At 71.9% G+C, this 14,512-nt stretch carries 13 protein-coding genes; 5 read left to right on the forward strand and 8 right to left on the reverse strand.

The window, feature by feature from the left end; translation table 11 throughout:
- Positions 1–20: 20 nt before the first annotated feature.
- Together FHS38_RS19110 and FHS38_RS19115 are read right to left on the reverse strand one after the other, a co-directional pair.
- Positions 21–1,811: an SDR family oxidoreductase gene (locus FHS38_RS19110; protein ID WP_184734915.1), complete on the reverse strand. Its 1,791-nt coding sequence runs from the start codon at positions 1,809–1,811 to the stop codon at positions 21–23.
- Positions 1,808–2,698: a M24 family metallopeptidase gene (locus FHS38_RS19115; RefSeq protein WP_184734917.1), complete on the reverse strand. Its 891-nt coding sequence runs from the start codon at positions 2,696–2,698 to the stop codon at positions 1,808–1,810. The genes FHS38_RS19110 and FHS38_RS19115 overlap by 4 nt, the downstream gene beginning before the upstream one ends.
- A 298-nt stretch (positions 2,699–2,996) precedes the next feature.
- Between FHS38_RS19115 and FHS38_RS19120 the strand changes: the two genes are divergently transcribed.
- The 4 genes from FHS38_RS19120 to FHS38_RS19135 are packed head-to-tail and all read left to right on the forward strand — an operon-like array spanning position 2,997 to position 6,545.
- Complete coding sequence (locus tag FHS38_RS19120; protein WP_184734919.1) at positions 2,997–3,995, forward strand: ABC transporter ATP-binding protein; 999 nt, start codon at positions 2,997–2,999, stop codon at positions 3,993–3,995.
- A complete protein-coding gene (locus FHS38_RS19125) occupies positions 3,985–4,884 on the forward strand; it encodes an ABC transporter permease subunit (protein ID WP_184734922.1) in 900 nt (299 codons plus the stop codon). The genes FHS38_RS19120 and FHS38_RS19125 overlap by 11 nt, the downstream gene beginning before the upstream one ends.
- On the forward strand, positions 4,881–5,792 hold the full coding sequence (locus tag FHS38_RS19130) for an ABC transporter ATP-binding protein (protein WP_184734924.1): 912 nt from the start codon (positions 4,881–4,883) through the stop codon (positions 5,790–5,792). The genes FHS38_RS19125 and FHS38_RS19130 overlap by 4 nt, the downstream gene beginning before the upstream one ends.
- Before the next feature lie 33 nt (positions 5,793–5,825).
- On the forward strand, positions 5,826–6,545 hold the full coding sequence (locus FHS38_RS19135) for an ABC transporter permease subunit (RefSeq protein WP_184735077.1): 720 nt from the start codon (positions 5,826–5,828) through the stop codon (positions 6,543–6,545).
- 201 nt (positions 6,546–6,746) lie between these two features.
- On the opposite strand, the gene FHS38_RS19140 is transcribed toward FHS38_RS19135, so the two are convergent.
- From FHS38_RS19140 to FHS38_RS19150, 3 genes are all read right to left on the reverse strand, one after another.
- Positions 6,747–7,691 carry an aminoglycoside phosphotransferase family protein gene (locus tag FHS38_RS19140; RefSeq protein ID WP_184734926.1) on the reverse strand — a complete coding sequence of 315 codons (945 nt, stop codon included), beginning with the start codon at positions 7,689–7,691 and terminating at the stop codon, positions 6,747–6,749.
- A gap of 82 nt (positions 7,692–7,773) precedes the next feature.
- A complete protein-coding gene (locus FHS38_RS19145) occupies positions 7,774–9,036 on the reverse strand; it encodes a CynX/NimT family MFS transporter (RefSeq protein ID WP_184734928.1) in 1,263 nt (420 codons plus the stop codon).
- A gap of 49 nt (positions 9,037–9,085) precedes the next feature.
- Positions 9,086–9,796, reverse strand: coding sequence for a FadR/GntR family transcriptional regulator (locus FHS38_RS19150; protein WP_184734930.1), 711 nt, complete (start codon positions 9,794–9,796; stop codon positions 9,086–9,088).
- A 186-nt stretch (positions 9,797–9,982) separates the two neighbouring features.
- Between FHS38_RS19150 and FHS38_RS19155 the strand changes: the two genes are divergently transcribed.
- Positions 9,983–10,714 carry a rhomboid-like protein gene (locus tag FHS38_RS19155; protein WP_373301869.1) on the forward strand — a complete coding sequence of 244 codons (732 nt, stop codon included), beginning with the start codon at positions 9,983–9,985 and terminating at the stop codon, positions 10,712–10,714.
- On the opposite strand, the gene FHS38_RS19160 is transcribed toward FHS38_RS19155, so the two are convergent.
- The 3 genes from FHS38_RS19160 to pheA form a co-directional block, all read right to left on the reverse strand.
- Entirely contained in the window at positions 10,656–11,465 is an 810-nt protein-coding gene (locus tag FHS38_RS19160; RefSeq protein ID WP_184734932.1) for an HAD family hydrolase, read from the reverse strand. The two genes, FHS38_RS19155 and FHS38_RS19160, sit on opposite strands and share 59 nt — an antisense overlap.
- Before the next feature lie 112 nt (positions 11,466–11,577).
- Positions 11,578–12,855, reverse strand: a complete 1,278-nt coding sequence (gene serS, locus FHS38_RS19165; RefSeq protein WP_184734934.1) for a serine--tRNA ligase — start codon at positions 12,853–12,855, stop codon at positions 11,578–11,580.
- Between the two features lie 644 nt (positions 12,856–13,499).
- Positions 13,500–14,429 carry a prephenate dehydratase gene (gene pheA, locus FHS38_RS19170; protein ID WP_184734936.1) on the reverse strand — a complete coding sequence of 310 codons (930 nt, stop codon included), beginning with the start codon at positions 14,427–14,429 and terminating at the stop codon, positions 13,500–13,502.
- Between the last annotated feature and the right edge of the window lie 83 nt (positions 14,430–14,512).

The following is a 14,512-nucleotide window of genomic DNA, read 5'->3' on the forward strand; positions in this document are numbered from 1 at the left end:
CTGGTGGGGGCGCGGCCCCGTCACAGCCGGGGCTCGATCCGGGCGAGGGCGCGCAGCATCCGGGGCGAGAGCCGGGACAGCAGCTTCAGGCCCCGGGCCTCCGGGGTGACCGCCACCACGGCCTGGTCGTGGAACACCGCCCGCAGGATGGCGTCGGCGACCTTCTCCGGGGGGTAGTTGCGCATCCCGTACGCCCGCGAGGCCTTCGCCCGGCGGCGCTGCTGCTCCTTCTCCGGGACGCCGGCGAAGCGGGCCGTCGCGGTGATGTTGGTGTTGACGATGCCGGGGCAGATAGCGGTGACCCCGATGCCCTGCCCGGCCAGCTCGGCGCGCAGGCATTCGCTGAGCATCAGGACGGCGGCCTTGGAGGTGCTGTAGGCGGGCAGGACCCTGGAGGGCTGGAAGGCGGCGGCGGAGGCGGTGTTGACGATGTGGCCGCCCTGGCCGCGCTCGGCCATCTGCCTGCCGAAGGTCCGGCAGCCGTGGATGACGCCCCACAGATTGACGTCGAGGACCTTCTTCCAGTCCTCGGTGGTGGTGTCCATGAAGGAGCCGGTGAGCCCGATGCCGGCGTTGTTGACCAGCACGTCCACCACGCCGTACTCGGCGGCGACCTTGGCGGCCAGCTTCTCCATCGCCTGCTCGTCCGAGACGTCGACGACCTCGCTCCACGCCTCGGCCGCGCCGACCAGCCGCGCCATTTCGGCCGTCCGGGCGACGCCCGCCGGGTCCCGGTCGACGGCGACGACCCGCGCGCCCGCTTCGGCGAACGCGAAGGCCGTGGCCCGGCCGATGCCGCTCGCCGCGCCCGTCACCAGCACCAGGTGCCCGCCGAAGCGCTGCGCGTAGGGCCCAGTGGGTGCGGGGCGGCGGGCCGGGGCGCCCTCCTCCTGGGCGGTGACGAACTCCGCGATCCAGGAGGAGACCTGGTCGGGCCGGGTGCGCGGCACCCAGTGCTTGGCGGCCAGGGTGTGCCGCACGAGCCGCGGTGCCCAGCGCTCCAGGTCGTCGTAGAGCCGCTCGGACAGATAGGCGTCACCGGTCGGGGTGATCAGCTGCACCGGCACGTGGGCGAAGGCGTCCGCACGCGGATGGCGCATCCGGGGCAGGACGTTGTCGCGGTAGAGCCAGGTGCCGTGGGCCGCGTCGGTCGGCAACGAGGCCGTGGGGTACGAGCCGCTCGGCAGTTTCTCCAGCCGCGCCACCATCTTCGGCCAGCGCTTGCCGAGCGGGCCGCGCCAGAGCGCCTCGGGCAGTGCCGGGGTGTGCAGTGCCCCCACGTACCAGGACCGGGTGCCCTGGCCGAGGAGTTGGGCCACCCGGCGCGGGGTGGGGCGGGCGACGCGGTCGTTGATCCAGTGGCCGAAGTGGTCCAGCGACGGCCCGGAGATGGTGGTGAAGGACGCGACGCGCCCCTCGGTGCGCGGGACGGTCACGAACTCCCAGCCCTGCACGGACCCCCAGTCGTGGCCCACGAGGTGCACCGGTGCGTCCGGGCTCACCGCGTCGGCGACGGCCAGGAAGTCGTCGGTGAGCTTCTCCAGCGTGAAGCCGCCCCGCAGCGGCTGCGGCGCCGTGGACCGGCCGTGGCCGCGCACGTCGTACAGCACCACGTGGAAGCGGTCGCGCAACCGGCCGGCCACCTCGGCCCACACCTCCTTGCTGTCCGGATAGCCGTGCACCAGCACGACCGTGGGCCGTGCGGCGTCACCCAGCTCCACGACGCACAGCTCGACGCCGCCCGTCCGCACCCACCGCTCGCGCGCGCCCTCGAGGCCCGCGCCTCCCGTGCCGTCCGTGCTGCTGCTCATGCGGCCTTCTCCTCCTGCCGGCGCCGCACGTGCGGCAGATCGTCGTCGAGCCAGAACGCGCTCTCCTCGGGGTCCCGGGAATCGGTGACCACCAAGAGCTCCTCGAACTTCGCGCCCGTGCCCCGGAACCCGAGGTGGGGTTCGACCGCCCACAGGCCTGGCGTGGGCGGGTGGTCGGAGAAGCGGTACGGGCTCCACAGCGGCGACCAGCCTTCGCGGTGCCCGTGGACGGCATCGGACGCCAGGCCCTTCAGCGACTGGGTGCCGAAGCCGAGCACGTGCGGCGACCAGCGGCGCTCCCGCACCCGGTCCACCTTGTGCGCGATCACACCGAAGGGGTACGCGCGGTGCCGGTTGGCGTAGCCCTGACGGGCCATGAGCCGGTCCACGTCCTCGTAGATGTCACGCAGCGGGCGCCGCTCGCGCACCTCGCGCAGGATCAGCTCGCGGTGGGCCTCCAGATCCGCCAGCAGCCGGTCGTGCAGCGGATCGAGGCCGAGGCAGCCCGAATACCCGATGTCGGCGGTGAAGCCCTCGTGGATCGGCGCCATGTCGAGGATGAACGGCATTCCCGGCTCCAGCCTCCGCCCGGTGGGGAAGAACTGGAGCGGCACCCGGAAGCCGGTGAAGGCCGTACGGTCGCCGAACCACGCGAAGGGCAGATGGAACCAGTCCCGCACACCACGGCCGCGCAGCCACTCCCGCTGCATCCGGGTGGCGTCCCGCTCGGTCATCCCCGGTCCGAGCTGCGCGGCGACCTCCTCCGCGCATGTGTACGCCAGGCGCTGCACCGCCCGGAACCCGCGCAGCTCCGCGGCCCCGGTGCCCGCCGACCGCCCGGGGCTCCGGCCCCGCCCCTCGACCCGTCCCGCCACGACAGCCGCCATGCCCACCCGTCCGTCCCTGTGCCGGGCACGGGTCCCGGACGGTGAAATCCGGGGACGCGCCCGCGAGTTGACCACGTCCGAAAGTTGACAATGATGAATGTGACAATGTCCGGCGGCTGCGTCAAGGGGCCTGCCCGTGCCTGTGGAAAACCTCCGTGGCCCGCACGGTCGCGCGGGACCCGCCCCACAGGCCCCTCCCGCCACCCCGCAGACGGCACCCCTCCAGGAGTACCGCTCCCCTACGGGCACGTCAGACCCGAGGACTAGGCCCATCCAGCCATCTGGGCTGACGACTCCTGTGGCGCGCGCCACTAACGTCGAACCTGTGACTGTGATCGCCACCGAAAGCCTCAGCAAGCGGTTCCCCCGGGTGACCGCTCTTGACCGGCTCTCCGTCGACATCGCCCCGGGAGTGACCGGCCTGGTGGGTGCCAACGGAGCCGGCAAGTCCACGCTGATCAAGATTCTGCTCGGGCTCTCCCCGGCCACCGAGGGCCGCGCCGCCGTGCTCGGCCTCGACGTCGCGACCGAGGGCAGCGCGATCCGCGAGCGGGTCGGCTACATGCCCGAGCACGACTGCCTGCCGCCCGACGTGTCGGCGACCGAGTTCGTCGTCCACATGGCGCGCATGTCCGGCCTGCCGGCCACGGCCGCCCGCGAGCGCACCGCCGACACCCTGCGCCACGTGGGGCTCTACGAGGAGCGGTACCGCCCCATGGGCGGTTATTCGACGGGCATGAAGCAGCGGGTCAAGCTGGCGCAGGCGCTCGTCCACGACCCCCAGCTGGTCCTGCTGGACGAGCCGACCAACGGCCTCGACCCCGTCGGCCGCGACGAGATGCTCGGCCTGATCCGGCGGGTCCACACCGACTTCGGCATTTCGGTCCTGGTCACCTCGCACCTGCTCGGCGAGCTGGAGCGCACCTGTGACCACGTCGTGGTCATCGACGGCGGCACGCTGCTGAGGTCCTCCTCCACCAGCGACTTCACCCAGGCCACGGGCTCCCTCGCCGTGGAGGTCACGGACACCGACGCCTGCCCGGACGGCGTGGCCGCGCTGCACGCCGCCCTCACCGGGGCGCGGCTGACGGTCCAGCCCGCGGGCCGGGCCCTGGACGGCTCGCCCGCCTCCGGGCGGGTGCTCCTCGTGGACGTCGTCGACGAGGGCACCTACGACACGGTCCGCGACGCCGTCGCCGAGCTCGGCCTCGGCCTGGTCCGCATGGAACAGCGGCGCCACCGCATCGCGGAGGTCTTCCGCGACGAGCAGAACGGAGGCGCCCCCGATGCCGCCTGAGACCACCGCCGCCCCGGCACAGGACGTCATTCACAACATCGGCTACCGCAACTACGCGGGCCCCCGGCTCGGTCGCGCCTACGCCCGCCGCTCGCTCTTCTCGCAGAGCCTGCGCGGCGCGTACGGCCTCGGGCGCTCGGCGAAGTCCAAGGTCCTGCCGATGATCCTGTTCGGCGTCATGGTGCTGCCCGCCGCGATCATCGTGGCGGTCAGCGTGGCGACGAAGATGAACAAGCTGCCGCTGGAGTACACGCGGTACGCGATCCTCCTCCAGGCCGTCATCGGCCTGTACATCGCCTCCCAGGCGCCGCAGTCCGTCTCGCGCGACCTGCGCTTCAAGACGGTCCCGCTGTACTTCTCCCGCCCCATCGAGCGCGTCGACTACGTGGCCGCGAAGTTCGCGGCGATGGCGTCCGCCCTGTTCATCCTGACCGCCACGCCCCTGCTGCTGCTCTATGTGGGCGCACTGCTCGCCAAGCTCGACTTCGCCGACCAGACGAAGGGCTTCGCGCAAGGACTCGTCTCCGTGATCCTGCTTTCGCTTCTCTTCGCCGGCATCGGCCTGGTGGTCGCGGCCCTCACACCGCGCCGCGGCTTCGGCGTGGCCGCCGTCATCGCCGTGCTGACGATCTCGTACGGGGCCGTGTCCACCATCCAGGGCATCGCGCTGGCCCAGGACAACACCGCGGCGGTCAGCTGGATCGGCCTCTTCTCGCCGATCACGCTCGTCGACGGTGTGCAGACGGCGTTCCTCTCCGCCACCTCCGCCTTCCCCGGCGGCCACGGCCCGTCCGCCGGCACCGGCGTCGTCTATCTCCTCGTCCTTCTCGCCCTGGTCGTCGGCTCGTACGGGCTGCTGATGCGCCGCTACCGAAAGGTCGGGCTGTGAGCTCCATCCACATCGACAACGTCTCGCGCTGGTTCGGCAATGTGGTGGCCGTCAACGACGTCTCCATGGTCATCGGCCCCGGTGTCACCGGCCTGCTCGGCCCCAACGGCGCCGGGAAGTCCACCCTCATCAACATGATGGGCGGCTTCCTGGCCCCCTCCACCGGCACGGTCACCCTCGACGGGACGGCGATCTGGCGCAACGAGCAGATCTACCGCCACATCGGCATCGTCCCCGAGCGGGAAGCCATGTACGACTTCCTGACCGGACTGGAATTCGTGCGCGCCAACGCCGAGTTGCACGGCCTGGGCGCGAAGGAGGCACAGCGGGCGCTCGCCACGGTCGAGATGGAGTACGCGCAGGACCGCAAGATCGCCACGTACAGCAAGGGCATGCGCCAGCGCGTGAAGATGGCCTCCGCCCTCGTCCACGACCCGTCGGTGCTCCTCCTCGACGAGCCGTTCAACGGCATGGACCCGCGGCAGCGCATGCAGCTCATGGAGCTGCTGCGGCAGATGGGCGCGGAGGGCCGGACGGTCCTGTTCTCCTCGCACATCCTGGAGGAGGTCGAGCAGCTGGCGGCCCACATCGAGGTCGTCGTCGCGGGACGGCACGCCGCGTCCGGCGACTTCCGCAAGATCCGCCGGCTGATGACGGACCGTCCGCACCGCTATCTCGTGCGCTCCAGCGACGACCGGGCCCTCGCCGCCGCCCTCATCGCGGACCCGTCCACGTCGGGCATCGAAGTGGACGTCCAGGAGGGCGCCCTGCGCGTCCAGGCCGTCGACTTCGGCCGCTTCACCGAGCTTCTGCCGCGCGTCGCCCGCGCGCAGGGCATCCGCCTCCTGACGGTCTCGCCCTCCGACGAGTCGCTGGAATCGGTCTTCTCCTACCTCGTCGCGGCCTGAAAGGAGCCCTCAGCGATGTCAGCGTCCTCCGGGCTGTACCACCCCACCGTCGCCCGGCTCACCTACCGGGCCCTCCTCGGCCGCCGCCGGGCCGCGATCCTCTTCGCCCTGCCCGCCCTGCTGCTGATCATCTCGGCGGTGATCCGCGTCATGACCGGCGCCGACGACGAGACGGCCACCACCGTCCTCGGCGGCTTCGCGCTCGCCACGATGGTCCCGCTCATCGGCGTCGTCGCCGGTACGGGCGCGATCGGCCCGGAGATCGACGACGGCTCGGTGGTCTACCTCCTGGCCAAGCCGATCAAGCGGCCCACGATCGTCTTCACCAAGCTGCTCGTCGCGATCGGGGTGACCGTCGCCTTCTCGGCGATCCCCACGCTCGTCGCGGGCTTCATCCTCAACGGCAACAGCCAGCAGATCGCCGTGGCCTACGCCGTCGCCGCCGCCGTCGCCTCCATCGCCTACAGCGCGGTCTTCCTGCTGCTGGGCACCGTCACCCGGCACGCGGTCGTCGCCGGCCTCGTCTACGCCCTGGTGTGGGAGACGCTCTTCGGTAGCCTCATCCCGGGCGCCCGCACCCTCAGCGTCCAGCAGTGGTCCCTGGCGCTCGCCCAGAAGATCGGCGCGGAGGGCGCCATCAGCTCGGACGTCGGCCTGCCGCTGGCGCTCGTCCTGCTCATCGGCGTCACGGTGGCGGCCACCTGGTACGCGGGCCGCAAGCTGCGCACGCTCACCCTCGCCGGGGAGGAGTGAGGGGGCTGCGGGCCAGTGTCGGTCGCACCCCCGCTGCGCGGTGGTGTCCTCAATCGCCGGACGGGCTGCTGTGCTGTGTCCTCAAACGCCGGACGGGCTTGGCGGCTGAGCTCAGCCGATTCCAGCCCGCTGGGGGCACCTCCCAGCGGTAGCTGGGGGAGATTGAGGACGCGCCCGCAGGGCGCCCGCCGCCGCAGGCGTTCAGTACCCCAACAGCACCCGGGCGATCAGGACCTGCTCGGGTGCGAGGGTTTCCTCCCCCTCGTCGCAGTCCTCCAGATCCCACAGGGCGTTCTGCAGCACGCGCCCCAGCGTCCAGTTCACCGCGCGCGGCCGGTCCAAACCCATGACCTCGGTCATCAGGTCGAAGCGCCGGCGGACCGCGCGCTCGACGTCGCCGGTCGCCACGACGTCGTCCCAGCGGTTGCGGAGTGCGGGCAGCAGTTCGAAGCCGGGGTCGCCCGCGAGCGGCTTCGGGTCGATGGCGAGCCACGGCTCGCGGCCGTCTCCCGGCAGCGGTGTCAGCACGTTCTCGTAGTGCAGATCCCAGTGCAGCAGCCGGTCACCCGCGTCGCCGGCCGCGTCCCGCACGGCGGCCGCGCAGGAGCGCAGCAGGTCCCGTTCGGCCGGGTCGGCCAGGGCCGGGAGCGCGTCCGGCACCTCGGCGAGCATGGCTTCCGCGAGGTCGGCGAGCGTGCGCAGGCCGGCCGGTGCGGGGGCCGCCACCAGGCGGGCCAGCAGCTCGGTGAGCGTCAGCAGCGCGGCCTCGTCGTCCGGCACCGACGCCAGCGAGCGCCCGGCGTCCAGCCGCTCCAGCAGCATCGTGCCGGAGGAGGCGTCGTGGTCGAGGAGCCGGACCGCGCCACCGCCGCCCCACGCGCGCAGCGCGACGGGTTCGCCCTCGGTCTCCTCGTCGACCGGCTGCAGCTTGAGCACGGCCGGGGTGTCGTCCGCGCGGCGCACCGGCAGGACGAGCGCCACCGCGCCGTGCGCCGGGGGCCCGTCGAGCCGCAGCTCCCAGCGGTCCAGGAAACCGGCGGCCAGGCCGGGCAGCCCGGCGATCCAGGCGCGGCCCTCCTCGTCCTCGTACGACTCGTGGAACTCCGCCAGTGCGGCGGGGACAGTGATCCGGGAAGCGTCGGACACGGGCGGTCGGTCTCCTCGACACGGGCGCGGGACGGGGCGGTGGCTCCCGGTCGTGGGGGGAGCCACCACCCTGTTCAACGTCTCAGATCTTCCGATCGCGCCCGGCGCCGAGCCCGAGCATCACCAGCCCCGCGCACACCACCAGCAGCAGCACGATCGGTACGGTCCATCCGCCGGTCGCCTGGTGGACGGCGCCCAGCGCGAACGGCCCGACCGCCGCCAGCAGATAGCCCCACGTCTGTGCCATGCCCGAGAGCCGGGCGGCGGTGTGGGCATCGCGGGTGCGCAGCACCATCATCGTCAGCGCGAGGCCCAGCGCACCGCCCTGGCCGATGCCGAGCAGCACCGCCCACAGCCACGCCCCGGCGACCGGGGCCACGAGCAGCCCGGTGATGCCCGCCGCCATGAACAGCACCACGCCGACCGCCAGCAGGCGCTGTGAACGCATCCGCCCGGCCAGCATCGGCACGACGAACGAACCGGCCATCTGCACCAGGGTGCTGAACGCGAAGACGAGACCCGCCTCGGCCTTGCTCATGCCGTGGTCCGTGAAGATCGTCGGCAGCCAGGCGATGCAGACATACGCCACGAGCGACTGCGAGCCCATGAAGAGGGTGATCTGCCAGGCCAGCGGCGTACGGACGAGGTCGGTGCCGCCGTCGGCCGCGGGCTTCGCCGCCGACTCGCCGTGCCCTGTGCCCCGGCGGGAGATGACCACCTGCGGGATCCACACGGCCGCGGCGAGGGCCGCGAGCAGCGCCCAGGAGGCGAGGGAGCCCTGCCAGCCGCCGAGGGCGTTCTCCAGTGGCACGGCGGAGGCCGCGGAGACGGTGGCGCCGAGGATCATCGCGGTGGAGTAGAGCGCGGTCATGCTCGCGGCCCGGTCCGGGAAGTCCCGCTTGATCAGACCCGGCATGAGGACGTTGAGCAGGGCTATCGCGGTACCGACGAGCGCACAGCCGACGAACAAAGCCACGACGGGCGGCGCGACGCGCAGCACGATGCCGCCGCACAGCAGCGCGAGCGCGCCGCAGAGCACGGCCTCGGTGCCCCAGCGCCGGGCGAGCTTCGGCGCGACGATCGAGCCGAGCCCCATGAAGACGAGCGGAATGGTCGTCACCAGGCTGCTCGCGGCGGCGGCCAGGTGGAAGTGGTCACCGATCTCGCCGAGGAGCGGTGAGACCCCGGCGAGCGCGGCCCGCATGTTGAGGGAGGCGAGGACGATGCCGAGCATCACGAGCGCGGGGTGGGCGCGCAGCCGTCGTCTCGCGGCGGCCACGGGCGCGGTGGGCGCCAGGGCCTCCTCCGCGTCGATCAGTGGTGCTTCGGACCTCGTCTCGGACATGGTGGTGCCTTTCCAAAGGTGGTGCGGTGGTGCGGGGGCCGGGCGCCGTTCAGCGTTCGGCGAGCAGGGACTCGACGGCCTGCTTCGGGCGTTCGAGCAGCGCCCGGGCTGCCCGCGCGGCGGCGTCGGGGTCACCGGAGGCGATGGCGTCCATGAGCGCGTGGTGGTCGCCGTGGACGATGCGCGGCATCTCGCGGTCGCCGAGCGCGGTGACCAGCGACTCGCGCACCGAGCTGCTGAACCAGCCGTAGGTGGCGGTCAGCGCGGTGTTGTGCGCGGCCTCGACGACGGCCTTGTGGAACGCGATGTCGTGATCGGCGTACAGCTCCAGGTTCCCGGAGTCGGGCTGGCCGTCCGGGTCCTCGAAGGCCGTCTGCGCGTCCAGCGCCGCGCGCATCCGCTCCAGGTCGGCGGGCTCGTGGCGGACCGCCGCGAGCCGCGCGGCCTCGGCCTCCAGCGCGATGCGCAGCTCCAGCACGTCCCGCACTCCGGCGCGCTGGAGACCGCGCATGATCTCGCCGGGGTCGGCGGTGGAGACGACGAAGGTGCCCTCGCCCTGCCGGGAGCGCAGCATGCCGGCGTGCACGAGGACGCGGACGGCCTCGCGGACCGTGTTGCGCCCGACCTGGAGCTGTTCGGCGAGCGCGTGCTCGGTCGGGATGCGGCCGCCCACGGGCCATTCGCCGGCGGTGACCTGTGCGCGGAGCTGGTCGACGACGGTGTCCACGAGGGACTGGCGTCCGGCTGCACGCAGGGTCATTTCGTCCTCCGGACGGTGGGGGGTGGGGCGTGGCTTGCCCGGTTGCCCAGTCATCCTACAACTGACCCTCAAGCGCCGGGCGGGCTGGGATTGGGTGTCCTCAAACGCCGGGCGGGCTGGATTGTGCCCGGCCCCGGTGGATTCGGCCGGCGCGCGGAGATTCCGGACCCCGGCTACCTTCGAATGGTGACAGCCGCCGATCGGATACGCCGCTGGGTCTGCTCGTCACCCGGTACGCACATCTGGCTGCTGATCATCGGCATCACCAGCCTCGTCATCGCGGCGGCCAGCGAGGGGCTGGAGACGTTCCTTCTCCACCGCACCAGCAGCAACATCCACGCACTCACCAAGCACCCGTTGCAGTCGCTGCTCATCAGCGGGTTCTGGATCGAGAGCCCGTCCTCGTTCCTGCTCTACGCCGTGCTCTTCGAGGTCTTCCACGCCAACGTCGAACGCTGGCTCGGCACGCTGCGCTGGCTGGTCACGGTGGCCGTCGCCCATGTCGCGGCCACGCTCGTCAGCCAGGAGGTGCTGCTGCTGTCGATCCAGGAGCACGCGGTGCCCCGCTCGATGAAGCACGTTGTCGACATAGGGGTCTCGTACGGGCTCGCCGCCTCCGCCGGGGTGCTGGCCTACCGGGTGGCCCGCCCCTGGCGCTGGGTCTATCTGCTGGCCGTCACGCTGTTCTTCGGGGTGCCGCTCGTCACCGGGGGGACGACGTACACCGACCTCGGGCACGCGATCGCCGTGGCCGTGGGGCTGGCCTGCTGGCCGCTGACGCGCGGCCGGGGCACCTGGGGGCCTGTGCCGTGGCCGGTGCGGTGGCCCGTGCGCGGGCCGACGGGAAAACCCGTCGGCGTCAGCCGAACAGCCGCTCCAGAACGGCCGCGATCCCGTCGTTCTCGTTCGAGTCCGTGATCTCGTCCGCGACGGCCCGCAGCTCCGGATGGGCGTTGGCCATCGCCACACCGTGCGCGGCCCAGCCGAACATCGGGATGTCGTTGGGCATGTCACCGAAGGCGATGGTGTCGACGGCCTTCATGCCCAGGCGGCGCGCGGCCAGCGACAGGCCCGTGGCCTTGCTCAGGCCCAGCGGCAGCAGCTCGACGATCCCGGCGCCCGCCATCGTCACGCCCACCAGGTCGCCGGCGACCCGCCGGGCCACCTCGACCAGCTCGTCGTCGCCGAGGTCCGGGTGCTGGAGGTAGAGCTTGTTGAGCGGGGTGAGCCACAGCTCGGCCGGGTCCGTGATCGGGACGGCCGGCAGCGGGCCGTCCTGGATGCGGTAGCCGGGGCCGATCAGTACGTCGCCGTCCATGCCGTCACGGCTGGCGGCGAGGTAGAGCGGGCCGACCTCGGCCTCGACCTTGGCGACGGCCAGCGCGGCGAGCTGCCGGTCCAGGGTCACCGACGTCAGCAACCGGTGCTCGCCCGCGTGGTAGACCTGCGCGCCCTGCCCGCAGACCGCGAGGCCCCGGTAGTCCAGGGCGTCGAGTATCGCCCGCGTCCAGGGGACGGACCGGCCGGTGACGATGATGTGCGCGGCACCGGCCTCCGTGGCCCGGGCGAGGGCTGTGCGGGTGCGCTCCGAGACGGTGTCGTCGGGGCGCAGCAGCGTGCCGTCGAGGTCGGTCGCGACAAGGCGGTACGGCGGCGGGGCGGCGCTCACGGCGTCTTCCTCTTCGTTTCTCCGCCCGCGCGGCACCGTGGCGGCGCGGGCAGGGTGGTCGTGGGCAGCCCGCGCGATGGCCCGGAGGCCGCGCGCGAGCCGCCCGTACGCCTCACTTGGCGACCGGCTCCAGGAACTCGCGACCGCCCAGGTACGGGCGCAGCACCTCGGGGACGCGCACCGTGCCGTCGGCCTGCTGGTGGTTCTCCAGCAGCGCCACGATCGTGCGCGGCACCGCGCACAGCGTGCCGTTGAGCGTCGCCAGCGGCTTGACGTGCTTGCCGTCGCGCATGCGCACCGAGAGCCGGCGGGACTGGAACTCGTCGCAGTTCGAGGTGGAGGTCAGCTCGCGGTACTTGCCCTGGGTGGGGATCCACGCCTCGCAGTCGAACTTGCGCGAGGCGGACGAACCGAGGTCGCCCGTGGCCACGTCGATGACCTGGTAGGGCAGCTCCAGGCTGGTGAGCCACTGCTTCTCCCACTCCAGGAGACGCGCGTGCTCGGCCTCGGCGTCCTCCGGGTCGACGTAGGAGAACATCTCCACCTTGTCGAACTGGTGGACGCGGAAGATGCCCCGGGTGTCCTTGCCGTACGTACCGGCCTCGCGGCGGAAGCACGGCGAGAAGCCCGCGTAGCGCAGCGGCAGCTTGTCCGCCTCGATGATCTCGTCCATGTGGTACGCCGCGAGCGGCACCTCGGACGTACCGACCAGGTAGAAGTCGTCCTTCTCCAGGTGGTAGACGTCCTGGGCGGCCTGGCCGAGGAAGCCGGTGCCCTCCATGGCGCGCGGCTTGACCAGCGCGGGCGTGAGCATCGGGATGAAGCCGGCGGCGGTGGCCTGGGCGATGGCGGCGTTGACGAGCGCGAGCTCGAGCAGGGCGCCGACGCCCGTCAGGTAGTAGAAGCGGGAGCCGGAGACCTTGGCGCCGCGCTCGACGTCGATCGCGCCGAGCGACTGGCCCAGCTCCAGGTGGTCCTTGGGCTCGAAGCCCTCGGCGGCGAAGTCACGGGGGGTGCCGACGGTCTCCAGGACGACGAAGTCGTCCTCGCCGCCGCGCGGCACGTCCGGGTGGACGAGGTTGCCGACCTGGAGCAGCAGGCGCTGCGTCTCGGCCGCGGCCTCGTCCTGCTCGGCGTCGGCGGCCTTGACGGCCGCGGACAGCTCGCCCGCCTTCTTCAGCAGCTCGGCCTTCTCGTCACCGGAGGCCTTGGGGATGAGCTTGCCGAGCGACTTCTGCTCGGAGCGGAGTTCGTCGAAGCGGACGCTGGACGACCTGCGTCGTTCGTCGGCGGAGAGCAGCGCGTCGACGATGTCGACGTCCTCTCCACGGGCGCGCTGGGAGGCGCGCACACGGTCGGGGTCCTCACGAAGCAGGCGAAGGTCAATCACCCCTCCAGGCTACCGTTGCGGGCTGCGCCTGCCGCACTCGATATTCCTCTTCGTGTCGGTATGTCCCATATTGAGGCGGGTGGAAAACGCTGTGAATAAGGAGGGCGGGCGGGCGTCGGGGAATTCGCGCGCATTTGCTGAAAAGGGGCATAGGGGCGGCGCCGGACGTCGACGCACCTTGCGGCGGGCGGGAGTTGACTGGCCGTTGTCCACAGGGGTGAAGGGTTCCGATTCTTTATCCACAGGCTGTGCGTGGAATCTGTGGATGCCGGAAGGGATCGTTCCGCCTCTTCTGTCCTGCGCCGGAGTTTCTCCGGGTAAACGTCGCGCCAGTGCTCATTCGGGTGGTAATTGCTCGCCCTAAAGGGTTATTCGAAGGCGTTCAGGTGACGAGGGGGTGCTGCGGTGGGGGTGGGTACGGCAGGGCGCCCTGTGGACGGCCGTCTCGTAGCTAGAGAGATTTGTCGACCTTGACCGATTCGTCGGATGGCGGAAGGGGTGACCGTGTCGACTTATCCCCAGGTCGAGTCGTGGCCTGTGGATAACTTCGTCGACTATCCACACCGCTGTGCCGAACGCCACGCTCGGACTCCCTCAGGCCCGTCAGGCCCCTCAGCCCTCAGGCCCCTCAGCCCGCAGGCCCGTCAGGCCCGGCCGTCCTGGCAGCGCGTCAGCCAGTCCGCGGCGGCCACGAAGTCCTCGTCCGACGTCCCCGGCCGTGGCGGCACCCCGGCGTCCACCCCCGCCTGCGGGTACGAGCCGAGGAAGCGCACCTTCGGGCACGTCCGCTTCAGCCCCATCAGCGCCTCGCCCACCCGGCGGTCGGTGATGTGCCCCTCACAGTCGATGGAGAAGCAGTACTGCCCCATGCCCTCGCCCGTGGGCCGCGACTCGATCCGCATCAGGTTCACCCCGCGCGAGGCGAACTCCTGCAGCAGCTCCAGCAGTGCGCCCGGGTGGTTGTCGCGCAGCCAGACGACGAACGACGTCCGGTCCGCGCCCGTGCGCGCCGCGGGCCGCGCCGGACGGCCGGCCAGCACGAAGCGGGTCTGCGCGTTCTGCGCGTCGTGGATGTCGGTGTACAGCGCCTCGAGCCCGTACGTCGCCGCCGCGAACTCCCCGGCGAACGCGGCGTCGTAGCGCCCCTCCTGCACCAGCCGCGCACCGTCCGCGTTGGACGCCGAGGACTCCCACAGCGCGTCCGGCAGGTGCTGCGCCAGCCAGTTGCGCACCTGCGGCTGCGCGACGGGGTGACCCGTGACGGTCTTGATGTCCGCGAGCCGGGTGCCGGGGCGTACGAGCAGCGCGAAGGCGATCTGGAGCAGCACCTCGCGGTAGATCATCAGCGGTGCGCCGGTGGCGAGTTCGTCGAGCGTCGCGGTGACGCCGCCCTCCACGGAGTTCTCGATCGGCACGAGCGCGGCGGCGGCCTCGCCGTTGCGCACGGCGTCGAGCGCGGTCGGCACGGAGACCATGGGCACGAGTTCGCGGGTCGCGGCCTCGGGGAGCGTACGGAGCGCGGCCTCGGTGAAGGTGCCCTCGGGGCCGAGATAGGTATAGCGGCTGGGGGACATTCGCGCTCCTCGCAGGTGGTTTGGGGGCAGCGTCGTCACGATATCTCCCGCCTGCGGCTCGACGGTCGTCCCGGGGCTCCGCC

It is taken from the genome of Streptomyces netropsis, assembly GCF_014203545.1.
GTDB lineage: Bacteria > Actinomycetota > Actinomycetes > Streptomycetales > Streptomycetaceae > Streptomyces > Streptomyces netropsis.